The organism is Burkholderia sp. Leaf177 (genome assembly GCF_001424345.1).
Classification (GTDB): Bacteria; Pseudomonadota; Gammaproteobacteria; order Burkholderiales; family Burkholderiaceae; genus Caballeronia.
Genome location: NZ_LMPF01000001.1, coordinates 276,808 through 303,023, shown reverse-complemented (window position 1 = coordinate 303,023; position 26,216 = coordinate 276,808). Strand labels below are relative to the sequence as shown.

At 60.8% G+C, this 26,216-nt stretch carries 21 protein-coding genes and 1 tRNA gene; 11 read left to right on the top strand and 11 right to left on the bottom strand.

Annotation, left to right across the window (positions count from 1 at the left end):
• Window positions 1–100 precede the first annotated feature (100 nt).
• Window positions 101–622 (bottom strand): GNAT family N-acetyltransferase, encoded by a 522-nt coding sequence (locus tag ASG35_RS01350; RefSeq protein ID WP_056351917.1) that lies wholly within the window; start codon window positions 620–622, stop codon window positions 101–103.
• Window positions 623–806: 184 nt separating this feature from the next.
• On the bottom strand, window positions 807–1,589 hold the full coding sequence (gene map, locus ASG35_RS01345; RefSeq protein ID WP_056351913.1) for a type I methionyl aminopeptidase: 783 nt from the start codon (window positions 1,587–1,589) through the stop codon (window positions 807–809).
• A gap of 435 nt (window positions 1,590–2,024) precedes the next feature.
• Here map and ASG35_RS32035 point away from each other — a divergent pair, with 435 nt between their 5' ends.
• Both ASG35_RS32035 and ASG35_RS31155 read left to right on the top strand, forming a co-directional pair.
• On the top strand, window positions 2,025–2,186 hold the full coding sequence (locus ASG35_RS32035) for a hypothetical protein (RefSeq protein WP_235527417.1): 162 nt from the start codon (window positions 2,025–2,027) through the stop codon (window positions 2,184–2,186).
• Between the two features lie 424 nt (window positions 2,187–2,610).
• Complete coding sequence (locus ASG35_RS31155) at window positions 2,611–2,964, top strand: hypothetical protein (RefSeq protein WP_156392938.1); 354 nt, start codon at window positions 2,611–2,613, stop codon at window positions 2,962–2,964.
• A 53-nt stretch (window positions 2,965–3,017) separates the two neighbouring features.
• Here the strand turns inward: ASG35_RS31155 and ASG35_RS01330 are convergent.
• The 3 genes from ASG35_RS01330 to ASG35_RS01320 all read right to left on the bottom strand — a co-directional run bounded on the left by ASG35_RS01330 (window position 3,018) and on the right by ASG35_RS01320 (window position 5,988).
• Window positions 3,018–3,107: transfer RNA gene (locus tag ASG35_RS01330), tRNA-Ser, on the bottom strand.
• A 132-nt stretch (window positions 3,108–3,239) separates the two neighbouring features.
• Window positions 3,240–4,538, bottom strand: coding sequence for a serine--tRNA ligase (gene serS / locus ASG35_RS01325; RefSeq protein ID WP_056351905.1), 1,299 nt, complete (start codon window positions 4,536–4,538; stop codon window positions 3,240–3,242).
• Between the two features lie 139 nt (window positions 4,539–4,677).
• Complete coding sequence (locus ASG35_RS01320; protein ID WP_056351902.1) at window positions 4,678–5,988, bottom strand: replication-associated recombination protein A; 1,311 nt, start codon at window positions 5,986–5,988, stop codon at window positions 4,678–4,680.
• A 188-nt stretch (window positions 5,989–6,176) separates the two neighbouring features.
• On the opposite strand from ASG35_RS01320, the gene cytX reads away from it, so the two are divergent.
• Complete coding sequence (gene cytX / locus ASG35_RS01315) at window positions 6,177–7,508, top strand: putative hydroxymethylpyrimidine transporter CytX (protein ID WP_056351899.1); 1,332 nt, start codon at window positions 6,177–6,179, stop codon at window positions 7,506–7,508.
• Window positions 7,509–7,600: 92 nt separating this feature from the next.
• Here the strand turns inward: cytX and lolA are convergent, their stop codons facing one another.
• Both lolA and ASG35_RS01305 read right to left on the bottom strand, forming a co-directional pair.
• Complete coding sequence (lolA, locus tag ASG35_RS01310) at window positions 7,601–8,281, bottom strand: outer membrane lipoprotein chaperone LolA (RefSeq protein WP_056351897.1); 681 nt, start codon at window positions 8,279–8,281, stop codon at window positions 7,601–7,603.
• Window positions 8,282–8,311: 30 nt separating this feature from the next.
• Window positions 8,312–10,618 carry a DNA translocase FtsK gene (locus ASG35_RS01305; RefSeq protein WP_056351893.1) on the bottom strand — a complete coding sequence of 769 codons (2,307 nt, stop codon included), beginning with the start codon at window positions 10,616–10,618 and terminating at the stop codon, window positions 8,312–8,314.
• Between the two features lie 364 nt (window positions 10,619–10,982).
• Here ASG35_RS01305 and trxB point away from each other — a divergent pair, with 364 nt between their 5' ends.
• The 6 genes from trxB (at window position 10,983) to ASG35_RS01275 (ending at window position 16,469) form a co-directional block, all read left to right on the top strand.
• Window positions 10,983–11,978: a thioredoxin-disulfide reductase gene (trxB, locus tag ASG35_RS01300; RefSeq protein WP_056351891.1), complete on the top strand. Its 996-nt coding sequence runs from the start codon at window positions 10,983–10,985 to the stop codon at window positions 11,976–11,978.
• 213 nt (window positions 11,979–12,191) lie between these two features.
• Complete coding sequence (locus tag ASG35_RS01295) at window positions 12,192–13,019, top strand: Smr/MutS family protein (RefSeq protein ID WP_056351888.1); 828 nt, start codon at window positions 12,192–12,194, stop codon at window positions 13,017–13,019.
• Window positions 13,020–13,021: 2 nt separating this feature from the next.
• The gene (locus tag ASG35_RS01290; RefSeq protein WP_056352863.1) at window positions 13,022–13,642 is read left to right on the top strand and encodes a trimeric intracellular cation channel family protein; all 621 of its coding nucleotides are present in this window, start codon (window positions 13,022–13,024) and stop codon (window positions 13,640–13,642) included.
• 185 nt (window positions 13,643–13,827) lie between these two features.
• Window positions 13,828–14,481 (top strand): protein-L-isoaspartate O-methyltransferase family protein, encoded by a 654-nt coding sequence (locus ASG35_RS01285; RefSeq protein WP_056351885.1) that lies wholly within the window; start codon window positions 13,828–13,830, stop codon window positions 14,479–14,481.
• Window positions 14,482–14,610: 129 nt separating this feature from the next.
• Window positions 14,611–14,934: a rhodanese-like domain-containing protein gene (locus ASG35_RS01280; protein WP_056351882.1), complete on the top strand. Its 324-nt coding sequence runs from the start codon at window positions 14,611–14,613 to the stop codon at window positions 14,932–14,934.
• Between the two features lie 32 nt (window positions 14,935–14,966).
• Window positions 14,967–16,469, top strand: a complete 1,503-nt coding sequence (locus ASG35_RS01275) for a TolC family outer membrane protein (RefSeq protein WP_056351879.1) — start codon at window positions 14,967–14,969, stop codon at window positions 16,467–16,469.
• Between the two features lie 62 nt (window positions 16,470–16,531).
• Here the strand turns inward: ASG35_RS01275 and ASG35_RS01270 are convergent, their stop codons facing one another.
• From ASG35_RS01270 to hemC, 3 genes are read right to left on the bottom strand one after another with little or no spacing between them, the layout of a single operon-like run.
• Window positions 16,532–17,725 (bottom strand): heme biosynthesis protein HemY, encoded by a 1,194-nt coding sequence (locus tag ASG35_RS01270; RefSeq protein WP_056351876.1) that lies wholly within the window; start codon window positions 17,723–17,725, stop codon window positions 16,532–16,534.
• Complete coding sequence (gene hemDX / locus ASG35_RS01265) at window positions 17,725–19,941, bottom strand: fused uroporphyrinogen-III synthase HemD/membrane protein HemX (RefSeq protein WP_056351873.1); 2,217 nt, start codon at window positions 19,939–19,941, stop codon at window positions 17,725–17,727. Before hemDX ends, ASG35_RS01270 begins: the two co-directional genes overlap by 1 nt.
• Window positions 19,941–20,942, bottom strand: a complete 1,002-nt coding sequence (gene hemC, locus ASG35_RS01260; RefSeq protein ID WP_056351870.1) for a hydroxymethylbilane synthase — start codon at window positions 20,940–20,942, stop codon at window positions 19,941–19,943. The genes hemDX and hemC overlap by 1 nt, the downstream gene beginning before the upstream one ends.
• A 349-nt stretch (window positions 20,943–21,291) precedes the next feature.
• On the opposite strand from hemC, the gene ppc reads away from it, so the two are divergent.
• Entirely contained in the window at window positions 21,292–24,276 is a 2,985-nt protein-coding gene (ppc, locus tag ASG35_RS01255) for a phosphoenolpyruvate carboxylase (RefSeq protein ID WP_056351867.1), read from the top strand.
• Window positions 24,277–24,321: 45 nt separating this feature from the next.
• Here the strand turns inward: ppc and ASG35_RS01250 are convergent, their stop codons facing one another.
• Window positions 24,322–25,074, bottom strand: coding sequence for a class I SAM-dependent methyltransferase (locus tag ASG35_RS01250; protein WP_056351864.1), 753 nt, complete (start codon window positions 25,072–25,074; stop codon window positions 24,322–24,324).
• Between the two features lie 143 nt (window positions 25,075–25,217).
• Between ASG35_RS01250 and ASG35_RS01245 the strand changes: the two genes are divergently transcribed.
• Window positions 25,218–26,045, top strand: coding sequence for a helix-turn-helix transcriptional regulator (locus ASG35_RS01245; RefSeq protein WP_442854792.1), 828 nt, complete (start codon window positions 25,218–25,220; stop codon window positions 26,043–26,045).
• Window positions 26,046–26,216: the final 171 nt, after the last annotated feature.

Here is a 26,216-nt window from a genome sequence, read left to right as displayed (position 1 = left end):
GGACAGCGCAGAGGATACAAATAAAGGATACAAACGACCGGCCACGTTATCACGCATGGCCCCGCGTGTTGCGACGATTGCCGCGAACGCGCGCCGGAAGTTATGTGGTTTGATCGCTTACGCGGCGCACCAGCAGCGTTTCGAATTCCTCGGGATGCGCAGGAATGCGGCGCCGTTCGCCGGTCGGACCAAAGCCCAGGCGTTCGTAGAAGCGCATGGCGTTGCGGTTGCCATCGGCGATCCACGCGAAGACATCATGCACGCGACGTTCCGCGAGCCATTGCGTGGCGGCATTCACCAGCAGCTCGCCGCCTCGCAGATGCCGCACTGCCGGCGCCACCCACAATGCATAAACGAAGGCGCGCGGTTGAGCCGCCTCTTCAATGAACGCGCCGACAAGGCCCGCCGGATGACCTTCCGTGTACAAGATAAACGATGCCGTGATCTCGGAGTTCGCGTGGCGATCAGCCGTTTCGTCGAAGCTTGCGACGTCGGCGGACAACGCTTCCTCCAGCGTCTCGCCGAACGCATACGGTGCTTCGCGCAACGAGGCCGTGCGAAGCTCGCGCAGGACAGCACCTTGATGAGAGGCAATCCGGTGAACAGTTAGTGAAGGACTCATGCGGGTGTTTTTCTCTCAAGCTTTCACAAGCTTCTTAAGCTGTCTTCTTAGCTATGTTCTTAGACTGTCTTAGCCAGCTTAGTCTAATTCGTAGCTTCAACTGAACAGGCAAACGAGTCAAATCATTATTGCAGGCAACGTGCGAAGCCGCCCTAATGACGTTCGTGCCGGGCAAGTCCAGGTCTCAGGGCGCCGAATATTCACCCGTGCCATCGGGCCAGGGTGTGAGCAGTTCGTAGCCGTCGTCAGTGACGACAACCATATGCTCCCATTGCGCCGATAGTGACCGGTCCTTCGTCGTCACCGTCCAGCCATCGCGCGATTGCTGCGTCGCAGCACGACCTGCGTTCACCATGGGTTCTATGGTGAAGACCAGTCCCGGCTTGAGCCGCAAACCCGCGCCCGGGTGTCCGTAATGCAGTACTTGCGGATCTTCGTGATAGAGACGTCCAATTCCATGTCCGCAATACTCGCGCACGATCGAATAGCCTTCGCGGTTCGCCACGGTCTGGATCGCATGACCCACGTCGCCCAGCGTCGCGCCGGGACGCACCGCGCGAATACCGGCAAGCATGGCTTCGTAAGTCGTATCGCAAAGACGCCTGGCTTCGCGGCTGGGCGTACCCGCGTAATACATGCGGCTTGTATCGCCGAAATAACCGTCCTTGATGATCGCGACGTCAATGTTGACGATATCGCCATCCTTCAATTCCCGCGCGCCCGGAATGCCGTGGCAGACCACGTGATTCACCGATGTGCAAATGGTTTTCGTAAAGCCCATGTAACCCACGTTCGCCGGGATTGCCTTCAGCTCATCGACAATAAAGCGGTTGCAGATTGCATCCAGTTCTTCCGTGGTGACGCCGGGCTTGACGTGCTCTCCGATCATCGCAAGGACTTCTGCGGCGAGACGTCCGGAGATTCGAAGCTTTTCGATGTCGGCGGGCGACTTGAGTGTGATGGCCATGGAGCGTTGGTGTGTCGGCGCGCGTCATGTCGATACGAAATCGATGTATCCGCCGCGCATTATTTCAGGATGCCGGCGATGATAGCATCGCGCGCTTTCCCGCTCTTTTTCCAATGGTTTCGGAGTCGCCGTGCAACCACGAAGCGCTGTGTGCGTCGTGATCCGGACTTGCTTCGTCGAGCGGTTTACGCTCTATTCGCTTAATGTTTTGACTCTCGTGTTTCGCCAATGATCTCAAGTCGTGTCATTTCCTTCGCTCTTTTTGCTCCTCTTTCGACCGCGATGTTTGCGGCGTTCGCGCTCACGGCGTGTAGCTCCGCCAGTGGTCCCGAACTTCGTGCATCGAACCCGCTGATATACGTATCGTCGCGGCGCGCGGCATCGGATGTTTTCAATTGCCTCGAAGATCGCCTGCCGTCTGTGTCGACATCGAAAATGGGTAACACGTCGGAACTCGTGGTCGGACCAAACGCGTGGCTCGTGACGCTGACGCCGTCGCAATATGGATCGACGGTGAAAGTGCAGAAATCGGCTGGAGACTACGGTCGGCTGCCGGAGCCGGAAATGCGCTTCAATATCGCGCGGTGTACGACTTGATTTGTGGCGGGACTGAATAAGACCAGAATGTCGCGCCCGTACGCAGATGCCATTACGCGTTCATGGCAATTGGTTTTTTCAACGTTGCGGTGTTTATGCCAAGCGCTTACAGCCTGAATATGCAACGAACCAAGTGATTAAGTTGCTGAGTCGAGAGATACCGGCCAGACGCTTTTCGAACGATTAATTGGCGTTATGATTTACGCACTGAGCGACGCGCGAGCGCCCGCTGCGTGGCGCTTTGCATCGCTTTTTCAAAGAACGCGCCATTCCTTGAAAACAATCTTATTCCCGTGTTTATAAAACCAATTGGTTAATGTGAATGCGTTTAAAAATACGAATTAATACTGTTTTTTGATTAAATAGATTCCGTTGCAAACAACGTAGCATTTGCTGCAACCGGTATTTTTAAACGGAAATATGCATGAATCAATTTGTTACGCGAATCCGCCGCAGCGTGGTGTCCGCCCTTGTTATTGCCAAGTCATTATGTTTTTTGCCAGTTGCACACGCCGCGGGCCCCGACGATCCGGTCTCACTGTCGATAACGCCCCAATACATGTACCGTCCGCCCGCTATTGTCGGAATGTCGTCCGAGCCCGCTGAACCAGCGCCGGCATCCGGCGTTGACGATTGGGCCAACCGACAGACGCCGGCGCTTGAAAAGCCCGACAACTGGGCTTGCCGGACATCGAACAATTTGAGCCGGAGTTCGATCGGCAGGAATCCGGACGGCAAGTCGATTTCCGATATTCAGGGCCTGCTGCCCAAGTGCTGAAGCCACAAAGCAAAACCCCCGCTGATCTTGCGATCAGCGGGGGTTTTTGAATTTGGCGGAAAGGGTGAGATTCGAACTCACGGTACCCCTAAAGGTACACTGGATTTCGAGTCCAGCGCATTCGACCACTCTGCCACCTTTCCAGATACTGCAAACCGCACGATGCTTGTTGCGGCTCTCGCTGAACGGGTCGATGTCCAGCGAGAGAAAGATTATAGACGACTCCAAACTGATTTCCAAGCCCCTTTTCGTGAGCTTGTTACAACAGGGAGTCGTTATTCCGCGGTCGAGACCTGGAGCTTTTCAACGCCGCGCATGTACGGCCGCAGCGCCACGGGCACGGTCACCGAACCATCCGCGTTCTGGTAATTTTCCAGCACCGCAACCAGCGTCCGCCCGACCGCAAGCCCAGAACCGTTCAACGTATGGACGAATTCGGGCTTGCCCTGTGCATTGCGGAAACGCGCCTGCATGCGCCGCGCCTGGAAAGCCTCGGTGTTGGAACAGCTCGATATTTCACGATACGTGTTCTGCGCCGGCAACCAGACTTCCAGATCGAATGTCTTCGTTGCCGAGAAACCCATATCGCCGGTACACAGCGTGATCACGCGATACGGCAATTCCAGCTTCTGCAAAATGGCTTCGGCGTGGCCGACCATTTCATCGAGCGTGTCGTAGGATTTTTCGGGCGACACGACCTGCACCATCTCGACTTTATCGAATTGATGCTGGCGAATCAGGCCGCGCGTATCGCGTCCGTAAGAACCTGCTTCCGAGCGGAAACACGGTGAGTGCGCCGTCAGCTTGACCGGCAGCGCCGACGCTTCAAGAATGCTTTCGCGCACTGTATTCGTCAGCGAAATCTCAGATGTCGAGATCAGGTACTGAGTGACCGTGTTTTCCTCGCCGCCCTTCTCCACGCGAAACATGTCTTCAGCAAACTTGGGCAATTGCCCCGTGCCCACCAAAATCTCCGGATTCACGATATACGGCGTGTACGCCTCGGTATAACCGTGCTGCTCGGTGTGCGTGTCGATCATGAATTGCGCCAGCGCCCGATGCAAACGCGCAATCTGTCCGCGCAGCAACGTGAAACGCGCGCCCGAGAGTTTCGCGCCCGTTTCGAAGTCGAGGCCGAGCGGCGCGCCGACATCGACGTGATCCTTCACCTCGAAGTCGAACGATCGCGGCGCGCCCCAGCGGCGCACTTCCACGTTTCCGGATTCATCGGCGCCGATTGGTACGCTTTCATGCGGCACGTTGGGCACGCCTAGCATGAGGTCGGAGAGACGTTTCTGGATGTCGTCGAGCTGGGTCGCCGAAGCCTTCATGGTTTCGCCGATACCGCCTACCTCCGCCATCACGGCCATGGTGTCTTCGCCGCGCCCTTTCATTGCGCCAATCTGCTTCGACAGCGTATTGCGGCGCATTTGCAGCTCTTCCGTGCGCGTCTGGATTTCGCGCCGTTCCGCTTCAATTGCCGCGAATGCCGCGACGTCGAGTGTGTAGCCGCGTTGAGCCAGCCGCTTGGCGACAGCGTCGGGATCTTTGCGCAGGAGTTGAATGTCGAGCATGGCGGGGCCGGTTCTTCCAAGTATGCGAATCCGCGATTTTAGCGCAGCGAGGCAGGCAAGTTGGCGAGGTTTGGCCGCGTTAGCCGTTTGGCTTGATTTGACGCCGCGTTTCTATGTTTATCGGCGATAAAAACGGCGCTTATTTGTCGTCCTTATGCTCGCGCCGCCATTGGGCGTCGAGTTGTGCGAGACGCGCCATCTTTTCACCAATCTTGCCCTCCAGGCCGCGCGGCGTCGGCTCGTACCAATGCGGGTCGCGCATGCCATCGGGCAAATAGGTTTCGCCGGCCGCGTAGGCGTCGGGTTCGTCGTGCGCGTACCGATATTCATGCCCGTATCCGAGTTCTTTCATTAGCTTGGTCGGCGCGTTGCGTAAATGAACCGGCACGCCGCGTGACTGATCCTTGCCGACAAACCGCCGCGCCTCGTTATAGGCCATGTAGCCAGCGTTCGACTTCGGCGCGACCGCGAGATAAATCAGCGCCTGAGCAAGCGCAAGTTCGCCTTCCGGCGTTCCCAGGCGCTCGTAGGTTTCGGCGGCATCGAACGCAATGCGACCAGCGCGAGGATCGGCGAGCCCGATATCTTCCCAAGCCATCCGGACGATTCGCCGCGCGAGATAACGCGGGTCGGCGCCGCCGTCGAGCATCCTGCAAAACCAGTAGAGCGTGGCGTCCGGATTACTGCCGCGAACCGATTTATGCAGCGCGCTGATCTGGTCGTAGAACGCGTCGCCGCCTTTGTCGAAACGACGCAGATTTTCGGTAAGCGCGCTGCCGAGCAACTCGCCGTTAATGTGCGTCGACTTTTGTTGCGCGCCCGCCCGCGCCACGATTTCCAGGTTGTTGAGGAGCTTGCGGCCGTCGCCGTCGGCGGAACCGATGAGCGCGGCGCGCGCGTCATCGGAGAAAGTCAGGCCGCCCAATTCGCCCTGCGCGCGTTCCAGCAACTCGTCAAGCTCGCTCTCATCGAGGCTTTTCAGCACGTACACCGCCGCCCGCGACAACAGCGCGCTGTTCACCTCGAACGATGGATTCTCGGTCGTCGCGCCCACGAACACGAACAAACCGGACTCCACGTGCGGCAAAAATGCGTCTTGCTGGCTTTTGTTGAACCGATGCACTTCATCGACGAAAACAAGCGTCTGATGCCCGTTCGCCCGATGAATCTGCGCCAGTTCCACAGCCTCGCGAATGTCCTTCACGCCCGACAACACCGCCGAAAGCGAGATGAATTCCGCATGAAACGCCGCCGCCATCAGCCGCGCGAGCGTGGTTTTGCCGACGCCCGGCGGCCCCCAGAGAATCATGGAATGCGCTTCGCCGGATTCGAACGCAACGCGCAACGGCTTGTTGGGACCGAGAAGGTGTTTCTGGCCGATCACCTCGTCGATGGTACGGGGACGCAGACGCTCGGCGAGGGGAACATTGGCACGGTTTTCTTCGAACATGGCGCGATGAGAGATTCCGAATGTGTCTGGACAACGGCGAACACAGCGATAATCGTGCACTTTTCGAGACAAATGCCCGCGCTGCTTCAAAATGCTGCGATGGTCGATTATGACAGTTGCCGCTTGAAGGGATTGCTTGGCAAACCGAACGCGAGCCGGCCAACATCTGCAAGTAAGGACGAAACCGAATGGCACAAGAGAACACCACGGACACAGCCGCCTCCACGTACGCGCCCTTGCTGCCGGTTCCCGCCGCGCGCCGCGCATTCGGTACATCGGACGCCTTCGCGCTGTGGTTCTCGCTTGGCATCGGGTTGCTGGTGGCGCAGGCCGGCGCGCTGCTCGTACCCGGCATGTCGTTGCCGCACGCGCTTGCGGCCATCGGGATCGGCACGGTGATTGGCGTGTTGTTGCTCGCGCTCGCCGGTGTGGTCGGCACGGATACCGGGCTCGCGGCCATGTCGTCGTTGCGTCCTACGCTCGGACTGCGCGGCGCGTCCGTGCCCGCCGTGCTCAACGCGGTGCAACTGGTCGGATGGGGATCGTTTGAAATCATCGTGATGCGCGATTCCGCCGATGCCCTCGCCAAACAATCCTTCGGTGTGTCGATACCGCTCATTTGGACGCTGATCTTCGGCGTGCTGGCAACCGTCCTGGCGATCACCGGCCCGCTGTCCTTCGTCCGGCGATTTTTGCGCACGTGGGGCATGTGGCTGCTGCTCGGCGGCGCGGGATGGCTGACGTGGAATCTGCTGTCGAAACAAGACATTAGCGCGTTGATGAGCCGCCCCGGCACCGGGGAAATGCCGTTCGGCGCGGGTATCGATCTGGTTGTAGCCATGCCGCTTTCATGGCTCCCGCTGATTGCCGATTACACGCGCTTTGGCCGCAGCGCGGGCGGCACGTTTCGCGGCACGCTGTTTGGTTACGGCATCGCGAATATCTGGTTCTATGCGCTCGGCGCGTTCTATGGTCTGACGGCGGGCGGTGGCGACGCACTGCTGACCGTGGCGTTTGCGCAAGCCGCGGGCGGGATTGCGCTGCTGCTGATTCTTATCGATGAAATCGACAACGCTTTCGCCGATATCCATTCGGCCGCCGTCTCGACCGGCACCTTCTGGGCGAAAGCGAGCGTGCCGTTGTTATCGGCGGCGTTCGGCGGGTTGTGCACGTTGATCGCGTTGCTTGTGCAAATGGGCAAGTACCAGAACTTCCTGCTGCTGATCGGCTCGGTCTTTGCGCCGCTTTTCGGCGTGGTGCTCGCGGATCATTTTATCGTGCGCAAACGCCGCGTGACGGTGGCCGCGCTCACCGACGCCCACGGCCCGTACGCGTTTTCGGGCGGTTGGCATGTCAGCGGGTTTGTTGCATGGGCGCTCGGGATTGCGGCGTACCACGCGATCAATCAATGGATGCCGAATCTCGGCGCCACGCTGCCGTCGCTTGCAATCGGCGCGCTGGCTTATCTGGCATTGGTGATGGGCGGGGGACGGCGGGAAGAAAGCCGGTCGTCGGCTTGATTGGGTCGCTTGATTTCGTCGGCTTGATTTCGTCGGTTACGGGCAAGCACGAAAGAGCGAGGCGGTCGCCGCCTCGCGATTCGGAACGCTGGTTAACCGTTGATCACGTCGGCGCCTTTTGGCACCACGAATTTGAACTGATTGCTCTTCAGCGGCGGGTTCTTCTCGATATTCGAAAACGTCAGCAAAGTCACGTTACCGAATACATCGTGCAATTCCATGGCTTCCAGATTGCCGTTTCTGAAGCCGATGCCAACCTGCTGAAACTGCGTGTCCTGCGCTTTCGGCGTCAATTCCAGCCAGTCGATGCCGTCCTTCACGCCCGCGTCGCGCAGCGTGAAATTCTTGTCCAGATCATTGCTGCCGAAGAGAATGGCTGCCGGACTCGCGCCGAGTGCATTACCCAGCTCGCGCACGGTGACCTGGTTCAAATCCTTGTCGTAGACATACAGCTTGTCGCCGTCGGCTTGAAGCACTTGTGCGTAGGGTTTCTCGTACGACCAGATGAACTTGCCGGGCCGCGCGAACGTGAACGTGCCGCTCGCCGTGCCCGAGGTTCTCGGCGCGGCGCTCTGAGTAGCCGTAGCCGATGCCGCCTTGCTCGGCGCTTTCACCTCACGCTGAACGAACGTCCCGTGCGCGGCATGAACCTGTGCTACAAACGCCTTCAATTGTTCCGTGCCGCTTGCGAACGCCTGCGATGCCAGCAGCATGGAAGCACCCAGAACGCCTGCTTGAACCACTCGATGAATCGACTTCAACACTGACTGCATAACAATAAAACCTCCAGAAACCTGTTCCGCCTATTCCGCTTCGCGCGCCGGCGAGAGGATTTCGCGATTGCCGTTCGAAGACATGCTCGACACCAGTCCCGAATTTTCCATTTGCTCGAGCAACCGCGCTGCACGGTTATAACCGATCCGCAAGTGCCGCTGCACAAGCGAGATGGACGCACGCTTGTTCTTGATCACGATCTCGACAGCCTGATCGTAGAGCGGATCGGCTTCGCCATCACCGCCGCCGGCCGCTCCCGGCGCGCCTTCTTCGCCGTCGCCGACCACGCCGCCTTCAAGAATCCCTTCTATGTAATTCGGCTCGCCCTGCTCCTTCAGCTTGTTCACCACGCGATGCACTTCTTCATCCGATACAAACGCGCCATGCACGCGCACCGGCAAGCCGGAACCCGGCGGCAGATAAAGCATGTCGCCCATGCCGAGCAGCGACTCGGCGCCTTGCTGATCGAGAATGGTCCGCGAATCGATCTTCGATGAAACCTGGAACGCCATGCGCGTCGGCACGTTCGCCTTGATCAAGCCGGTGATCACGTCCACCGACGGCCGCTGCGTCGCGAGAATCAGGTGAATGCCGGCCGCGCGCGCTTTCTGTGCGATCCGCGCAATCAGTTCCTCGACCTTCTTGCCGACGACCATCATCAGGTCGGCCAGTTCGTCGATCACGACCACGATGGTCGGCAGCCGGTTCAGCGGTTCCGGCTCGTCCGGCGTCAGGCTGAACGGGTTAGGAATCTTCTCTTCGCGCTTCGTGGCTTCGTCGATCTTGTTGTTGAAACCCGCGAGATTTCGCACGCCCATCTTGCTCATCAACTTGTAGCGGCGTTCCATTTCGGCAACGGCCCAGTTGAGCGCGTGCCCGGCTTGCCGCATGTCGGTCACGACCGGACAGAGCAGATGCGGGATGCCTTCGTAGACGCTCATTTCGAGCATCTTCGGATCGATGAGAATCATGCGCACTTCGTCGGCGGTGGCCTTGTACAACAGCGAAAGAATCATCGCGTTGATACCCACCGATTTGCCCGAACCCGTCGTACCGGCCACCAGCAAGTGCGGCATCTTCGCGAGATCCGCGCACACCGGCTTCCCGCCAATATCCTTGCCGAGGCCCATGGTCAAAGGCGAAGCGGCATCGGCATAAACTTGCGAACCGAGAATCTCCGACAAACGCACGGTCTGGCGGCGCTGATTCGGCAACTCCAGCGCCATGAAATTCTTGCCCGGAATGGTCTCGACCACGCGGATGGAAACCAGCGAAAGCGAGCGCGCCAGATCCTTCGCCAAGCCGACGATCTGCGACCCTTTGACGCCCGTGGCCGGCTCGATTTCGTAACGCGTCACTACCGGCCCCGGATAAGCCGCGACCACCGCCACTTCCACGCCGAAATCCTTCAGCTTTTTCTCGATCAAACGGGACGTGTATTCGAGCGTATCGGCGGAAATGGTTTCCTTCACTTCCGGCGCGGCGTCGAGCAAGGCGAGCGGCGGCAACGTGGAATCGCCGGGGAGATCGGTGAAAAGCGGCACCTGCTTTTCTTTTTCCACGCGCGCCGACTTGGCCGTGGCAACTGGCGGCACGATCATCACCGGTTCCTGCTCCTCGATCTTGACGCGGCCGCGCACCACTTTGCCTTCGCGCTTCTCCGCCGCCACTTCGCCGAGCTTCCGGTCCCGCCCCGCTTCGCGCCGCAGACGTGCGCCGGTGATGGTGGCCATGATGCCGTCGCCGGTTTTTTCGCAGACGGAAAGCCAGGAAAAGTTAAAATAGAGCGACAAGCCGATCGCAAGCGCAATCAGCAAAATCAGCGTGGCGCCGGTAAAGCCGAATGCATGGGAAACCGCGTGCGCCACGGCCTCGCCGACCACGCCGCCCGGCGCGCGCGGCACCTGAACCTTGAGCGACCACATGCGCAGCGCTTCAATACCGTCGCTCGCCAGCAGCACGAGCACGAACGCGAAAGCTTCCGCGAGCCACGTGCGATCTTTCGCCGGTTGTTCGGCGGAAGACTCCTGATTCGTGATCCTTCGATAATTCGCGATGATCCGACGCGCGAGCAACACCACCCACCAATAGGCCGAAAGGCCGAACAGCAGCAACAGGATGTCCGAGGTCCAGGCGCCTACGCGCCCGGCCCAATTGGCGATCTGGTCGACCTGCGCGGCGTGGGTCCAGCTTGGATCGTGGCGGCTGTAGCTTACGAGCGCCATGAGCAGGAACACGCCGAGCGCGACCTGCAGAATCCATCGAATCTCGGTGAAAAGTCGCGACATGCGGTGAGGCAATGCCTGCGCACTTGCAGAATAGGTAGCTTTTGCCATTGATCCGTAAGGCTTTTGACCCGCTATGAAACCCACGGCGAGCCGACAGAGTTAAGGACGCATTGTAAACGCTGCATTGCGATGATCGGACAAAAATGGACGACGGTTTCACCCTGTAACACCCGCAACACACGCGTCCGTCACGTACGCCAGGCTTGGACACGGGCTCGCGCACGCTATTGCCGCCATTGAAAGGATCACTCGGCGGGGCCTGGTGACACTCTTTATAATGGCAAATTCGCGCCTATTTACAGGTCATCGGCATTGAAGCGCAGCCGGTACAGTTTTTCTGACCGCTCGCGCTTTTTGCCCATAAACCGCTTGTTCACCCAGCGGTTTGGCCCTAACCAAACGGATTGCTCTCATGTCATCGCCCAAACACGCAAAAGTGCTGATTCTCGGTTCCGGTCCCGCCGGATACTCCGCCGCCGTCTATGCGGCGCGCGCGAACCTGTCGCCGCTGCTCATCACGGGTCTGGCGCAAGGCGGCCAGCTGATGACCACGACCGACGTGGAAAACTGGCCTGGCGACCCATTGGGCGTGCAAGGTCCGGAATTGATGCAGCGCATGCTGGAACACGCCGAGCGCTTCAACACGGAGATTGTGTTCGATCACATCCACACTGCCAAGCTGACCGAACGGCCAATCCGCCTGATCGGCGACTCGGGCGAATATACGTGCGATTCGTTGATCATCGCGACGGGTGCATCGGCGCAATATCTCGGCGTGCCTTCGGAAGAGGCGTTCATGGGCAAGGGCGTGTCCGCGTGCGCAACCTGCGACGGCTTTTTCTACAAGAACGGCGAAGTGGCCGTGATCGGCGGCGGCAATACGGCGGTGGAAGAAGCGCTTTATCTGGCGGGTATTGCAAAGAAAGTTACGGTGGTTCATCGCCGGGACAAATTCCGCGCCGAGCCTATCCTGATCGACCGTCTGCTCGCGAAGGAAAAAGAAGGCGTGGTGGACATCAAATGGAATCACGTTCTGGATGAAGTAAAGGGCGACGCGACCGGCGTAACCGGCTTGCAGATCAAATGCACGGAAACCGGCACGACGACCGAAGTGCCGCTGCAAGGCGTGTTCGTCGCGATTGGCCACAAGCCGAATACGGACTTGTTCGCCGGCCAGCTGGAGATGAAAAACGGCTACATCATCACGAACGGCGGCTTGCAGGGTAATGCGACGGGCACGAGCATCGACGGCGTGTTTGCCGCCGGCGACGTGCAGGATCACATTTATCGCCAGGCCATCACGAGCGCTGGAACGGGCTGTATGGCCGCGCTCGACGCACAGCGCTATCTGGAAAGCATTCACGAAAACCCGGCTGTCCGGTCCATGAGCGCCGAAGCGGAACGTTAATCCGCTGAACCATTGCGCTGATGTATAGCAAGCCGCGCAAACAATCAGACGCCGGTGCGATTCCCAGGATCAGCCGGCGTTTTCGTTTCGGGCGCGGCAAAAATCGGCCAGGCGCGCTTCGGGCGCGTCCATTTCGCCGGCGTCCATGTTAAAAAGAGGCTCCGGAAGCGGCCGATCCGCGTTGCGCCGCCGTGCGTTTTCCTCTGCCCAGCAATGCCCAAAAACCTGCCACATCCGAACGAACCCCGGCCCAGACGACCGCGCGACAAGGCGCCGGGCGTAGCCGCGGCATCGGCGAAAGCACCGCCGACGCAGGCAGAACTCGCGGCGGCGCTCAAACGCGAAGGTCTCGCCGGACTCGCCACGCTGCGTGAATCGCTTCAGGCGCAAGCCGTCCGGCACCGTGCCCAGCGCGCCGCGGCTATCGTGGCCGAACGCGAGGCATTGGCCGATGCCGACGTGTTCCGGCACGCCATCGGCGAAGTGGAACCGTTGAACGTTGCGGAGCGCGTGCCGTTGCCGCGCGTGCCGCCCCCGCCTTTGCCGCTCCAGACGCGCCTCGACGAAGAAGCCGTGCTGCACGAGGCGCTTTCCGATGATTACGACCCCGAAAGCCTGCTCGATTCCGACGACAGCCTTTCCTACTGCCGCCACGGCGTGCGTGAAGAAGTGGTGAGAAAACTCCGGCGCGGCGCGTGGATCGTGCAGGCGCAGCTCGATCTGCACGGAATGCGGCGCGAGGAAGCACGCGAGGCGTTATCGGAATTCATCAGGGAAGCCGTAAAACGCGGCCTGCGATGCCTGCGCGTGATTCACGGCAAAGGCCTCGGGTCGATTGGCCGCGAGCCCGTGCTGAAGGGCAAGGTCCGCGCGTGGCTCGTGCAGAAAGAGGAAGTGATCGCGTTCTGTCAGGCGCGTCCGCACGACGGCGGCGCCGGCGCCGTGCTCGTGCTGCTGCAGCCGGGAGGCACGTCGCACAATTACGGACATCCGCAAGATCGCGATATCCGCAGCCATTGCGAACAGCGAAAGAGGCCTTGACGGTGCATCCCAGGCTCACTTTGGCCATCTCCATCATGGAGGGGCTCGCAATCTTCGCATACGCAATCTCAGGTTTGATCGAAGCAAGGAAGCGCCGGCTGGATGCCGTCGGCGCTTTTCTGGTCGCGCTTGCAACGGCGTTCGGCGGCGGCACCGTGCGCGACGTGCTGCTGTCGCGCCGGCCGTTTTACTGGGTCGAGCATCAGGATTACGTGATCGTGATTTTCGCGTTGGCGCTCACGGCGCCGATTTTCCTGCGCCTGACGACGCGCCTGTTCGACCAGCGCGCGTTGCTCGTCGCCGATGCCATCGGTCTCGGCTTGTTCAGCATTTCGGGCACGTCGATCGCACTCGATGCGCAAATGCCCGCGTTCACCGCGGCCTTGATGGGCGTGGTGACGGGCGTTTTTGGCGGCATCATTCGGGACGTGCTGTGCAACGAAGTTCCGCTGATCCTGCGCGACTCGCGGCCCTACGCGGTGTGTGCGTTTGCCGGATGCTGGCTATATCTAGGACTCGACGCAATCGGCGTTCTGGGCGTCTACAACGTGCTGCTTTCCACGGCGTTCATCCTCGTCGCGAGGCTGCTGACGCTGAAACTCGACGTGCGCTTGCCCCATTGATGGCTTCGACCCAGGCGCTTTTCCTCGGCCGAATGGCTAACGCGTGTCGCCACGACTTTCCGGCGCTTGTTGATTTGCTACAATCCGACTTCGATTTTCGGCTTATTTACGGCATCGCGTTGTGTCGCGGCGCTGCTCAATAAGTCAACTCCACCCTCAACGGTCGATCGACCCGCAGACTGAAAATGAACATCGAGCAAGCGCGTTTCAACATGATCGAACAGCAGATCCGTCCCTGGGATGTGCTGGACCAGGACGTCCTGAACCTGCTGTCGATCGTCAAGCGTGAGAATTTCGTCCCAGCCGCGTACCGGAACATCGCGTTCGCGGATCTCGAAATTCCGCTGCCGGCTGGCCAGCACATGCTGTTTCCACGCGTCGAAGCGCGTGTGTTGCAGGAACTGGCTGTGAAAAAGCACGAAATCGTGCTGGAAATCGGCGCGGGCACAGGCTACATGGCAGCGCTGCTCGGCGCACGCGGCCGCTCCGTGACGACCGTTGAGATCGAGCCGGAACTCGCCAAGCTGGCCGAGGAAAATCTTGCCGCCAATGGTGTGTCGAACGCACAAGTCGCACTCGGCGACGGCGCGCGCGGCTGGAACCAGGGCGAAACCTTCGACATCATTTGTGTGTCAGGTGGCTTGCCGGTCATGCCGCAGGAATTCCTCGACCAGTTGAAGATCGGCGGTAGGCTCGCGGCGTTCGTTGGCGGCGCGCCGGTCATGAAGGCGCAGATCATCACGCGCGTGGACGAAAAGCAATTCCGCGTTGCAGATATCTTCGAAACGCTGATCGGACCGCTCAAAAACGCCGTACAGCCTTCACGCTTCAAGTTTTAAGTTTTCCCGGGAATCCGGACGCGTACGGGTTGAACCGTGCGTGTCCGATCCTTCCAACTGGCAAACTCAGTCAGCACATCGTTCGAGCAAATCCGCTTGGCCGATGCTTGCCGCTTTCACCGGAATCCCATGCAAAATCTGTCCGCAACCGAACTGGCCGAATGGCTCGCCGACTCGTCGCGTCCCGCCCCTGTCCTGCTCGACGTCCGCGAACCTTGGGAACTTGAAACGGCCAGGATGGCCAACATTGTCGCCATTCCCATGCGCGATATTCCTGCACGCAGCGAAGAACTGGACGACGACGCGCAGATCGTCTGCATCTGCCATCACGGCGCACGCAGCGCGCAAGTCGGCATGTTTCTGGAGTCGCGTGGCTTCACGCAAGTTTTTAATCTGTTTGGTGGCATTGACGCCTGGTCGAAACAAGTCGATCCGGCCATCCCCACGTATTGATTTGCAGGCCTTTTAGTTATCACGGAATTTCCATGCGCCCGATGTTTGCGTTGGCGCTGTCCAGCATCAGCGCCGGGTTAGCGTGCTCACCGGCCATGGCCGTGGGCCTCGATCAACTCTACGACGAAGCGCTCAACACCGACGCGCAGCTTCAAAGCGCTCGCGCCAGCCTGACTGCCGACAGCGAACAATTGCCGCAAGCGCGCGCAAAGTTGCTGCCGCAATTGTCGGCATCGGTGTCTGCCAACGAGCAACGCACGGAGTTTGGCGGCGGCTTCCCGGCATCGAATGGGAACAGCAATGGTTTTGTTGTTTCGCTGACTCAACCGCTTATCAACGTTGCGAACTGGCAAGGCTATCAGCAAGGCCAGATTGCGCTGACAACGGCTCAAGCTCAATTCGCCGCCGCTCGCCAGGATTTGATCGTGAGGCTCGGCCAGGCTTACTTCGACGCGCTTTCGGCCCAGGATAGTCTCGCGATCGTCCGATCGCAGAAGGCTTCCATTGCCGAGCAGCTCGAATCGGCGAAACATTCCTTCACTGCCGGCAGCGCCACCATCACCGATACCAACGAAGCCCAGGCCAAATACGACCAGGCGGTATCGCAGGAAATCGCGGCGCAGAACGATCTCGAGGTGAAACTGGCGTCGCTCGAGCAGATCGTCGGGCATCCGGTGACACGGGTGGATGGACTTGCTCGAGGCGTGACACTCCCGCAGCCGGTTCCCGCGGATATGCAGCAATGGGTGGACATGGCGCGCGACACCAATTACGACGTAGTGCTCAAGCAACTGGCGACGGCGAACTCGCAGCGCGAGACATTGAAGGCGAAGGCGGGCCACTATCCGTCGCTCGATCTGGTCGCAAGTTATTCAAAAAGCAGCTTGGGTGCGGCGGGCGCGGGCAACTTCGGCGGGAATTTCGGCGGCGGTTTTGGCAGCGGCGCGGGGTCTATCGGCCCGGGCATTCCGGCTGCGGCGGCCGAACTTGGCAATTTCGGCGCGTATTACACCAACGCAACGGTCGGCGTTCAGCTCACCATTCCGCTCTATGAAGGCGGCGCGACGCAAAGCCGCGTGCGGCAAACGCTCGCGCTTGAGGACAAGGCGGCATCGGACCTCGATAGCGCGCGGCGTTCGGCGGCGTTATCGGCGCGACAGGCGTTTCTGGGAGTATCGAGCGGACTTGCGCAGGTTCGCGCGCTCGAAACCGCCGAGCGGTCGGCGCGGACATCGCTTGAATCGAACTTGCTGGGTTATCAGGTCGGCGTGCGGATCAATATCGATGTACTCAATGCACAAGATCAGCTTTTTTCCGCGCGGCGCGATCTCGCGAAAGCGCGTTACGACACACTGATCAACTCGCTGAAATTGAAAGCGTCTACGGCAAGTCTCACCGACAGCGACGTGCTCTCGCTGAACTCTCTCCTTTCTCCCACCGACGAAACCGCGCTGACCGCCCTTCCCGTCGTCCCGACCGTGCCGCATCCGCGCACGGGGAATCCGGCATCCGGCCGACGTTCCCTGCCTCAATAAGCAATAAAAAACCGCGAGCCTTCGTAAGAAGAAGCTCGCGGTTTTTCTGAAGCAACCAGAACTCAGACCACGTTCATTGCCAGCGCGCTTTCACGATAATGCTGGCTCGCCTTGTCGCTATCGCCGAGTTGTTCGTGCAAACGCGCCAGCGCGCGATGCGTGCGAATCTTGAGCGGTTCGTTATCGGCGAGTTTCAAGGCCGATTCCAGGAACGCCTGTGCCTTGCCCCATAACTGCTGATGTAGACAAAGACGGCCGAGCGTGAACAGCAAGTCGGCGTCTTCCGTGCGTTCCTTCTGCCAGGCTTCGGCACGCTGAATCAACGGCAACGCATCTCCCGGCGACGCGCAATCGGGATACCGGCGCAGCAAGCGCGCGTCCCAATTGTGATTGAGCGCTTCCTCCACGATCTTGCGCGCGTCGTTGCGTCGATCCAGCGCGATCAGCAACTCGGCGGCCAGATCGGCCAGACGCGGCGATTGCCGTTCAACTGGCGACAACGTCTGCCAGAACTCCAGCAATGCATCCGGATTGTGCCGGCGATCGCGCAGCAGATTTTCAGCCGCGACCTGACGCAAACGCACCGCGACCGCCGGATGCAGCGCCTCGCGCTTTTCCAGCGTCTTCACGAGCTTCAGCACTTCGCCCCAGTTCTTCAACTGCTGCTGCGCGCGCAACGCGATCTGCTGCGCGTGCAATCGACGTCCGCCCTGCGCCTGCATTTCGGTCAACGCAACGAGCGCGCCGTCGGCATCGCGACCATCGGCACGCATGTCGGCGGTGGCCATCAAACGCGCGTCCTGCCAGTCGCTGTCCGTCACCTTCGCGAGCCATTCGTCGCGACGCGCGTACTCATGCATTTCATGCGCCGCTTTTGCACCGATCAACCCGGCCGCACCGGCGTTTTCATCGACGTTCAGAGAATCGCGCGCCGACTTTTCCGCCTTCGAAAAACGCCCGGCGTACAAGTGGCCGATGGCATCGCGCAATGCCGCGTTCGCCTTCGCCAGCCGCGAACGCGTCCGGTACGCCGACACGCGCTGCGGCATTTTCCACACGCTGCGAATGGCGCGCAGCACCGCGTACAGCACGATGAACGTCACCACCAGCGCGACCACGAACAGGTTCAGCGACACATCCACGCGATATGGCGGGATCACGAGCAGCACCTGGCCGCCGTCGAACACACCGACCAGCGCGAGCGCGGCGGCCGCCGCGAACAGGAGCACAAACCAGATGAGTCCACGCATCGTCATCATCCGCCTCGCTTGAACTGATGGACCGCCGCGAGACTCGCGTTCAGGTCGGGGACGGTGACGGCGGTCGACGCGTCGTTGACCTGCTTGATGAGATCGCGCACCGACTTGACCTTACCCGACGACGGATCGAAGTAACGGCCAAGCGCCGTATCCGCGGCATTGAGGTCCGACTTGAGCGCCGGTTCACTGCGCGAAAGCAGCGACAAACGTGCCGACAGCAAGCGCAGCTTCACGTTTTCACGCACGAAATAACCTTGATCCGGCGAGGCGAGCATGGCGTCGGCGTTATCGATACGGCGCACCGACACGAGACTCGACAACTGCTGTCCGATGCCGCCCGCAATCTGCTGCAGCCAGACTTTCCAGCGCGGCTGATTGGTCGCGGCGGCGATGGCGGCGCTGTCGCCGGGGGTATCGGCATGAGCGGTGGACGGCACGATCGGCGCTTCGCCGGCGAGCGGCAAACGATCGATCTGGTCGATGGCGGTATCGAGCTTGATGGCAAGACCCGTCAAATCAGTGGATGGCGTTGCGCGCAACTTGTCCATGTCCTGCGCAATGGCCTTGCGGATTGTCACGATCTGCGGACCGGTTGTAGCGGCAAGACGCGTATCGGCGCTTTGCAGCGCGAACAGCGCGAGCTGGACGTTGCCGGTGAGCTGCAGCTGCTGGCTGGCGCTCGACAGGATCTGCTCGACTTCAGCCAGCGTCCAGTCGTCGCGGTTGCTGGCGAGATCCTGATATTGCTGTTGCAGCGCCTGGCTTTGCGCCTGCGCGTCCGTGAGCTTGCCCTGGAACTGGATGATCTGCGTGTTGATGGCGTTGACCGAACTCGCGGCCTGATCGGCTTGTGCGCGCAACGCGGCGGTTTGTGCGTCGCTTGATTGCAAACGCTGCGCGAGCTGCGCATCGCGTTGATCGAACTTGCGGTTGAGCATGAAACCGCCCACGCCCGCCACCACGATGGCAATCACGAGCACCAGCCAGACTAGCGCGGTGCCCGCGCCGCCGCGCCGCTCTTTCACCTGCGATTCATACGGCGTGAACGGCGTGTTCGGCGGATTCGAAGGCGGAGCCGACGCCGTGGACTTGGCATCGGATTTTGAAGCGGTCTTGCTGGAATCGATCGAATCAGTCATGCGTGATTGAGCCGGTTGGTGAGCCGCCGCGAAGGCCGGCCTGGAATCCGTCGGCGCGGACTCCTGGTTGGTTTTTTGACTGGACTGGCTGGACGGCGTTGCCGCCGGGGCCGTGTGTCCATGTTTTTGTGCCTCTGCAACCTGCGCGTCCGGTTCGTCTCGGGCTGCGGCTTTTGGGTCCGGTTTCGAAGCAGTGGCGAAGAGCGTGCTGAACGCCTGAACAATGCGTTCGTCGCCGGCGCCGGACACCGTAATCCTATCAAAACCCGCCTGCCGCGCGGCTTCGGCAATACGCGGATGCGGCGTGACGAGCGGCACCTGCTTGAGCGTCAGGGTTTCGTCGGCGGTGAGATATTCGCGTGCCAGATCCTCGAGATTGCGCACGCCTTCCGAGCTTGTGAGCAGCCACGCGTGCGGTTCGCCCGCGAGCAACGCGTGAATCCGCTCCCAGTCGCGCATGGACGGCTCGGGCACGATGCGCGTGTACGCCGCCACTTTCTCGACCTTCGCGCCGGATTCGCCCAGCGTGTCGGCGAGCCATTCCCGGCCGCCATCGCCACGCACGATCAAAACGCGTTTGTCCTTGAGGCCATCGGCGCCGAAATGCGCCGTGATCGCCGCGTGCAACGCTTCGGAATCGTAACGGGGATCGGTGGGCGTTTCGGTGATGTTGGCGTCGGCGCCTGGACTGATCACCGTGTACGCGGGCGCGGCGACACCCTGGCGCGACAGCGCCGCCACGCTGCCGGGACCGACCACGCCAATGGCAACGTGCGTCGGCCAGGGCGAGGTGAGCGCGGCGAACGCATGCTGGACGGCATTCGGCGATACAAACACAACGAGCGCAAAGCCGAGTTCGGCGGGCGCGTACAGTTCGCCGAGCGCGGCTTGCAGCGGGGAAATATCGGCGACGGGACCTATGTCGATGAGCGGAAACTCGAACGGCGCGAGCCCCGCCCGTTCGAGCAGCGAGACAAGTTCCGCCGACTGGCCCGAAGGACGCGTGATGACAACGGTGGATCGCCGCGTGGTGGCATCGGCCGGTGGTTGCGTGGAATCGTGAGTGCTCGCCATCAGTCGGCAGGCGTTGCAGCAGGAGGAATACGTGCGCCGCTCGCTGTGCTCAATTCGCGGACGATGTCCATTGCGCCCTGCGCTTCGAGTTCAGCGGAGACACGAGCGCCGAGATCGAGCGCGGACTCGACATCAGCCGCGTTCGAAGATCCTTCGGCTCGCAGCACACGCGTGCCATCGACTGTCGATACACATCCGCGCAAATGCAGCGCGCCTTCGCGCCATTCGGCATACGCCGCGAGCGGCACTTCGCAACTGCCGCCGAGCGAGCGCGACACCATGCGTTCCGCTTCGACCGCCGCGGCCGTGGCCTCGTGATGCAGCGGCGCGAGCCACGCGGCGAGATCGTCGCGGCCGGCACGGATTTCGATGCCAAGCGCGCCTTGCCCCGCCGCCGGCAGACTTTCTTCCGGCGACAGATGCGCGCGAATCCGCGATTCCAGCCCGAGCCGGATCAGCCCGGCCGCGGCCAGAATGATCGCCGCGTAATCGCCGCGATCGAGCTTGCCGAGACGCGTATCGAGATTGCCGCGCAACGGGCGCACGTCGAGATGAGGGAAATGCATGCGCAGCATGGCTTCGCGACGCAAGCTCGACGTCCCCACGATGCTGCCGTGAGGCAATTCCGCGAGCGATGCAAAATGCGGCGAAACGAAGGCATCGCGGGGATCCTCGCGCTCGAGGATCGTGCTCAGCGTGAAACCATCGGGCAGTTCCATGGGCACGTCTTTCAGCGAATGCACGGCGAGGTCGGCGCGACCGTCAGCGAGTGCTGCTTCGAGTTCCTTGACGAAGAGCCCCTTGCCGCCAACCTTCGATAAGGTCCGGTCGAGAATCTGATCGCCGCGAGTCGTCATTCCGAGGATTTTGACGTCGCAAGATGGATATAATTTGTGCAGCGCAAACTGCACGTGCTCAGCCTGCCACATGGCAAGACGGCTCTCCCGCGAGGCAATGACTAAAGTACGGGGCGGTGGCGTGAAAGGCGTCTCGGAGTTCATTGCGGGTCAATCGAATGACGGGATGGATAACAAACAATGGTAGCACGCACGCCAAAGCCCAATTACAGTCCGAGCCGCGCCGAAGCGCCGCGCAACGGGCCGGGCGCGATGCGGCAGGACGGAGACAGCAGGGCACAAAGCCGCAACATGCGGCGCGCGTAGTGGATGGGGCATGCATTCGTTAGCGCGGCCGCGCCCGATCGCCTTTGATTTCTCGAGTTTCAGCCGCAACGCCAGTAACACTGTAAGCAGCTTGGCGGAGCAGGCGGACGTCGTTTCATGCACGGCGCCCCGCACGCTTCCTTATTTAGTCTGTGGCTTTAAAGTTGGCTAACAAGAGGAATTCAACGTGAGCTCTCCCGGATCGGCGCGCAATGCCCGCCCCCGCCGCAATGCGGTATCGAAGGATGAAGGTTCGTCCGTCAAGGCCATCGCGGCCGATGTGTCGTCCCCGGCCAAAGCTTCCAAAGCGCGTGCCCCCGTCGTCAAGAAACCCGCTGTGAAAGTGGCCGACAAGCCGTCCAAACATACTTCGCGAACGCGCGATGACAAAGACCTGCCGCTCTTCGAGGACATCCGTTATCTCGGGCGCCTTCTCGGCGACGTCGTGCGCGAGCAGGAAGGCGACAAAGTGTTCGATGTCGTCGAAACGATTCGTCAGACCGCAGTCAAATTTCGTCGCGAGGAAGACAGCGAGGCGTCGCAAGCGCTGGACAAGCGCCTGAAATCGCTTTCGCCCGAGCAAACGGTGAGCGTCGTGCGCGCGTTCAGCTATTTTTCACATCTGGCGAATATCGCCGAGGACCGGCATCACAACCGGCGTCGGCGGATTCATGCGCTTGCCGGTTCCACGCCGCAAGCCGGGACGATGGCTTATGCCATCGAACGATTGAAGGCGAGCCCGAATGCTTCGTCGGCGAAAGTCACGCTGCAAAAGTTCTTCGATGACGCGCTGATCGTGCCCGTCCTGACCGCTCACCCGACCGAAGTTTCGCGCAAGAGCATTCTGGATGCGCAGCACGAAGTCGCGCGGTTGCTCGCCGAACGCGACCAGGAACTGACCGTGCGCGAGCGTGCGCACAATGAATCGATGCTGCGCGCCCGCGTCACATCGCTGTGGCAAACGCGGATGTTGCGCGATGCACGCCTGACCGTCGCCGATGAAATCGAAAACGCGCTGTCGTATTACCGCGCGACGTTCCTGGAAGAAATCCCCGCGCTTTACGCCGATATTGAAGCCGCGCTCGCCGAGCACGGCCTGCCCGCGCGTCTGCCGGCGTTCCTGCAAATGGGAAGCTGGATTGGCGGCGATCGCGACGGCAATCCGAACGTCACCGCACCCACGCTGGTTCACGCCATCACGCGGCAGGCCACGGTGATTTTCGAACATTATCTGGAGCAGGTGCATAGGCTCGGCGCGGAATTATCGGTGTCGAACTTGCTGGCCGGCGCGAGCGATGCGCTCAAGAAGCTCGCCGATAACTCTCCGGATTCGTCGCCGCATCGGACCGATGAGCCGTATCGGCGAGCGCTGATCGGCGTGTATGCAAGGCTTGTAGCTTCCGCCGACGAACGTCTCGGCGTCGGCGTGGTCGCGGCGCGCAGCCGTCATCCGGCGAAACCGTATGCATCGGCGACGGAATTTGGCGCTGATCTCAATGTGTTGATCGAATCGCTGGCCGCGCATCATGGCGAATATTTGTCGGCGCCGCGTTTGTCGCCTCTGGCGCGCGCGGCGGAAGTGTTCGGCTTCCATCTGGCGAGTATCGACTTGCGTCAGAGTTCCGACATACATGAAGCCGTGATCGCCGAATTGCTGGCGCGCGCGGGCGTTCAGGACGACTATGCCGCGCTGCCCGAAGCCGACAAGATCACGTTGCTGCTCAACGAACTGGCCCAGCCGCGCCCGCTGCGCCTGCCCTATTTCGACTATTCGGATCTTGCCAGGAGCGAACTCGGCGTGCTCGAAGCGGCGCGCGTGACGCGTGAGAAGTTCGGTACGCGCGCCGTGCGCAACTACATCATTTCGCATACGGAAACGGTCAGCGATTTGCTCGAAGTCATGTTGCTGCAAAAGGAAACCGGGTTGCTGCAGGGGCGTCTGGGTCACGAGAAAAATCCCGCGCAGAACGGCTTGATGGTGATTCCGCTGTTCGAAACCATCGCGGACTTGCGCAACGCGCCGCTCATCATGGGCGATTTCTTTGCGCTGCCCGGCGTGAAAAAACTGGTCGAGCTGCAAGGCGGCGAGCAGGAAGTCATGCTCGGTTACTCCGATAGCAACAAGGACGGCGGTTTCCTTACATCGAACTGGGAATTGTATCGGGCCGAACTGGCGCTCGTTGCCTTGTTCAAGCAGCATAAAACCACGCTGCGGCTCTTTCATGGTCGCGGAGGTACGGTCGGGCGCGGCGGTGGTCCGACGTATCAGGCAATCCTCTCGCAGCCGCCGGGTACCGTCGATGGCCAGATCCGCACCACCGAGCAAGGCGAAGTGATTGCGAGCAAGTTCGGCAATCCGGAAATCGGCCGGCGCAATCTCGAGCTCGTGGTGGCGGCGACGCTGGAAGCATCGCTTTTGCCGCACGAAAGCACGCCCGCGCATTTGCCCGCTTTCGAAGCGACCATGCAGACGCTGTCGGATTCCGCGATGGCCGCGTATCGCGCGCTGGTTTATGAGACGCCGGGATTCAAGGAGTATTTCTTCGAATCGACGCCCATCTCCGAGATTGCCGAGTTGAATATCGGCAGCCGGCCGGCATCACGGAAATTGCAGGATCCGAAGCAGCGCAAGATCGAGGATTTGCGGGCGATTCCGTGGGGTTTTTCGTGGGGGCAATGCCGTTTATTGCTGACCGGCTGGTATGGCTTCGGCAGCGCGGTGACCGATTTTCTCGATACCGCACCGGACGCCGCCGAGCGCGCCAAACGGCTTGGTACGCTCAAGAAGATGCACAAGACCTGGCCGTTCTTTGCGAATTTGCTCTCGAACATGGACATGGTTCTGGCGAAGACGGACATTGCGGTGGCATCGCGTTACGCGCAGCTCGTCACCGATAAAAAACTGCGCAAGCATGTGTTCAGCCGGATCGTGGCGGAATGGGAACGGACGTCGAACGTGTTGTCGGAGATTACGGGCCACAGCGAACGGCTTGCGAATAATCCGCTGCTCGCGCGATCGATAAAAAACCGGTTCCCGTATCTGGATCCGCTGAATCACTTGCAGGTTGAGTTGCTGAAGCGGCACCGCGCGGGCGATGACAACGTGCGGCTCGGGCGCGGGATTCATTTGACGATTAATGGGATTGCCGCGGGGTTGCGAAATACGGGGTGATTTCGTTTTAAGCCGGGCGGGTTCGAATCCCACCCGGCTTTCCCATCATTCCGCCCCAATCATCAACGCATCCAGTTCAAACGATCCATCGTCCTGAACCGCGAAATACTGGCGCACTTCATCGGGCGCGTTCTTCCAGATCGAGCGAATCGCCGCCACCCTTTCCGGCGGCGTGCGCATTCTCTCAACCCACGTATCGAATTGAAGCGGCAGGCGCCATCGGCTGCGAATCTCCGCCCTGAATCCCGCTTGCCCGAATAAAGCCAGCCACTCGTCCCCACGATAATCCCGGATATGCGAGCCATCGCGCAGCACTTCCACGGCCTGGATATGGGTATCGAGTAATGGATGATCCGCGCCCGCGATATCAACGAACACCACGCGCCCGCCCGGCTTCAAGACGCGCCGGACTTCCCTGAGCGCCGCCGGGACATCGTGCCAATGGTGCGCGCTCATGCGGCTCAACACACGGTCGAACGTGGCATCGGCAAAAGGCAAACGCTCGGCGGGACCTTGCTGCGTCGTGATGTTTTCGAGCCCGCGATCCTTCGCCGCGGCGGCAACCGTCGTCAGCATCTGTTCCGCGATGTCATACGCCACCACGCTTTTAGCGTGCGGCGCCACCGAAAAACTCACGTGGCCGGCCCCGCAACCCAGGTCGAGCACGACTGCGTCCGGGACCGCCGCGACCTCGTGCGCGAGTTCCTGCAGATCCGCGCCCGTCGCGTGGACGGCGCTGGTGAGATAAGCGGCGGCGGTCGAACCGAAGGCATCGGCGACCTGATCGTGATGTTTCATGGGGCAACTCCAGGTTTCTGTCAGTGTTTTCTCGGGCACGGCAACGCTACAATAAGCGCCGCCTTGTACCGGTACAAGTTGTGCGGTTATTCTGGTATCTAAACTACCCGAACGCGCGTCGAACCTCTTTTCAGCACGTACTCATGACCTTGTCGTCACCTGTCGCCGCAGCCACTGCCGCGCCACCACTCGATGCAACGCCGGCCCGCGCGCTCGGCGAATTCATTCGCGCGCATCGCGAGCGGCTTTCTCCTATGGCCGTCGGCCTGCCGCCCGGTCCGCGACGCCGTACGCCGGGTTTGCGTCGTGAGGAAGTCGCGCAATTGTGCGGCGTGAGTCCGACCTGGTACACGTGGATCGAGCAGGGACGGCCGGTTTCCGCTTCCGCCGATGCCCTCGCGCGCATCGCCGTTGCGCTGCAGCTTTCGCGTGCCGAGCGCGCCTATCTGTTCGAACTCGCCGCCCAGCGCGACCCCGCCGAGCCTGATCCGGCGGCGCAGGACGCACCAGCGTCGCTGTTGAAATCGGTGGAATTGATCGATGCCCCCGCCTACGTCCTCGACCGCCAATGGAACGCCCTTCGATGGAATGCGCAAGCGGCGGCATTGTTCATAGGCTGGCTGGATGGCGCGCGGGATCAGGATCGGAACCTGCTCTCCTTCACGTTTACCGGGGCCGGAGCGCAGAGTTTGATCGTGGATTGGGAAACGCGGGCGCGCAGGCTCGTGGCCGAGTTTCGGGCGGATTCGATCCGCCATTTGAACGATGCCCCGACGCGCGCGTTGATCGATTCACTCAGCGCGGCAAGCGACGCTTTTGGGCGCTTTTGGGCATCGCAAGATGTAGGCGAGCGCGAAGGCGGCACGCGGGAATTCAACCATCCCACGCGCGGCCGGCTTGTATATGACCAGATCACGTTCAAGCCGGCGCATCGGGAGGATTTGAAGCTCGTGATGCTCGTCGGCGCTTGACGCAGGAAAAATGCAGACGATTACTGCGACCCGAATCACGAGCACGCAGCGCAAAAAAATGCCCGGCCTATTTGGGACCGGGCAAAGCCGCTTCTCCCCGGCCAAGGCCAGAGGAGAACGGGGACACATGGTGAGCCGCGCCGGTTACGCGAACCGTTCGCGTGACCAAGA

Excerpts from the sequence above, each read along its gene's own strand:
- ASG35_RS01350 (WP_056351917.1), bottom strand. The coding sequence starts at position 622 with ATGAGTCCTTCACTAACTGTTCACCGGATTGCCTCTCATCAAGGTGCT.
- map (WP_056351913.1), bottom strand. The coding sequence starts at position 1,589 with ATGGCCATCACACTCAAGTCGCCCGCCGACATCGAAAAGCTTCGAATC.
- ASG35_RS32035 (WP_235527417.1), top strand. The coding sequence starts at position 2,025 with ATGGGTAACACGTCGGAACTCGTGGTCGGACCAAACGCGTGGCTCGTG.
- ASG35_RS31155 (WP_156392938.1), top strand. The coding sequence starts at position 2,611 with ATGAATCAATTTGTTACGCGAATCCGCCGCAGCGTGGTGTCCGCCCTT.
- serS (WP_056351905.1), bottom strand. The coding sequence starts at position 4,538 with ATGCTCGACATTCAACTCCTGCGCAAAGATCCCGACGCTGTCGCCAAG.
- ASG35_RS01320 (WP_056351902.1), bottom strand. The coding sequence starts at position 5,988 with ATGTTCGAAGAAAACCGTGCCAATGTTCCCCTCGCCGAGCGTCTGCGT.
- cytX (WP_056351899.1), top strand. The coding sequence starts at position 6,177 with ATGGCACAAGAGAACACCACGGACACAGCCGCCTCCACGTACGCGCCC.
- lolA (WP_056351897.1), bottom strand. The coding sequence starts at position 8,281 with ATGCAGTCAGTGTTGAAGTCGATTCATCGAGTGGTTCAAGCAGGCGTT.
- ASG35_RS01305 (WP_056351893.1), bottom strand. The coding sequence starts at position 10,618 with ATGGCAAAAGCTACCTATTCTGCAAGTGCGCAGGCATTGCCTCACCGC.
- trxB (WP_056351891.1), top strand. The coding sequence starts at position 10,983 with ATGTCATCGCCCAAACACGCAAAAGTGCTGATTCTCGGTTCCGGTCCC.
- ASG35_RS01295 (WP_056351888.1), top strand. The coding sequence starts at position 12,192 with ATGCCCAAAAACCTGCCACATCCGAACGAACCCCGGCCCAGACGACCG.
- ASG35_RS01285 (WP_056351885.1), top strand. The coding sequence starts at position 13,828 with ATGAACATCGAGCAAGCGCGTTTCAACATGATCGAACAGCAGATCCGT.
- ASG35_RS01280 (WP_056351882.1), top strand. The coding sequence starts at position 14,611 with ATGCAAAATCTGTCCGCAACCGAACTGGCCGAATGGCTCGCCGACTCG.
- ASG35_RS01275 (WP_056351879.1), top strand. The coding sequence starts at position 14,967 with ATGCGCCCGATGTTTGCGTTGGCGCTGTCCAGCATCAGCGCCGGGTTA.
- ASG35_RS01270 (WP_056351876.1), bottom strand. The coding sequence starts at position 17,725 with ATGACGATGCGTGGACTCATCTGGTTTGTGCTCCTGTTCGCGGCGGCC.
- hemDX (WP_056351873.1), bottom strand. The coding sequence starts at position 19,941 with ATGGCGAGCACTCACGATTCCACGCAACCACCGGCCGATGCCACCACG.
- hemC (WP_056351870.1), bottom strand. The coding sequence starts at position 20,942 with ATGAACTCCGAGACGCCTTTCACGCCACCGCCCCGTACTTTAGTCATT.
- ASG35_RS01250 (WP_056351864.1), bottom strand. The coding sequence starts at position 25,074 with ATGAAACATCACGATCAGGTCGCCGATGCCTTCGGTTCGACCGCCGCC.
- ASG35_RS01245 (WP_442854792.1), top strand. The coding sequence starts at position 25,218 with ATGACCTTGTCGTCACCTGTCGCCGCAGCCACTGCCGCGCCACCACTC.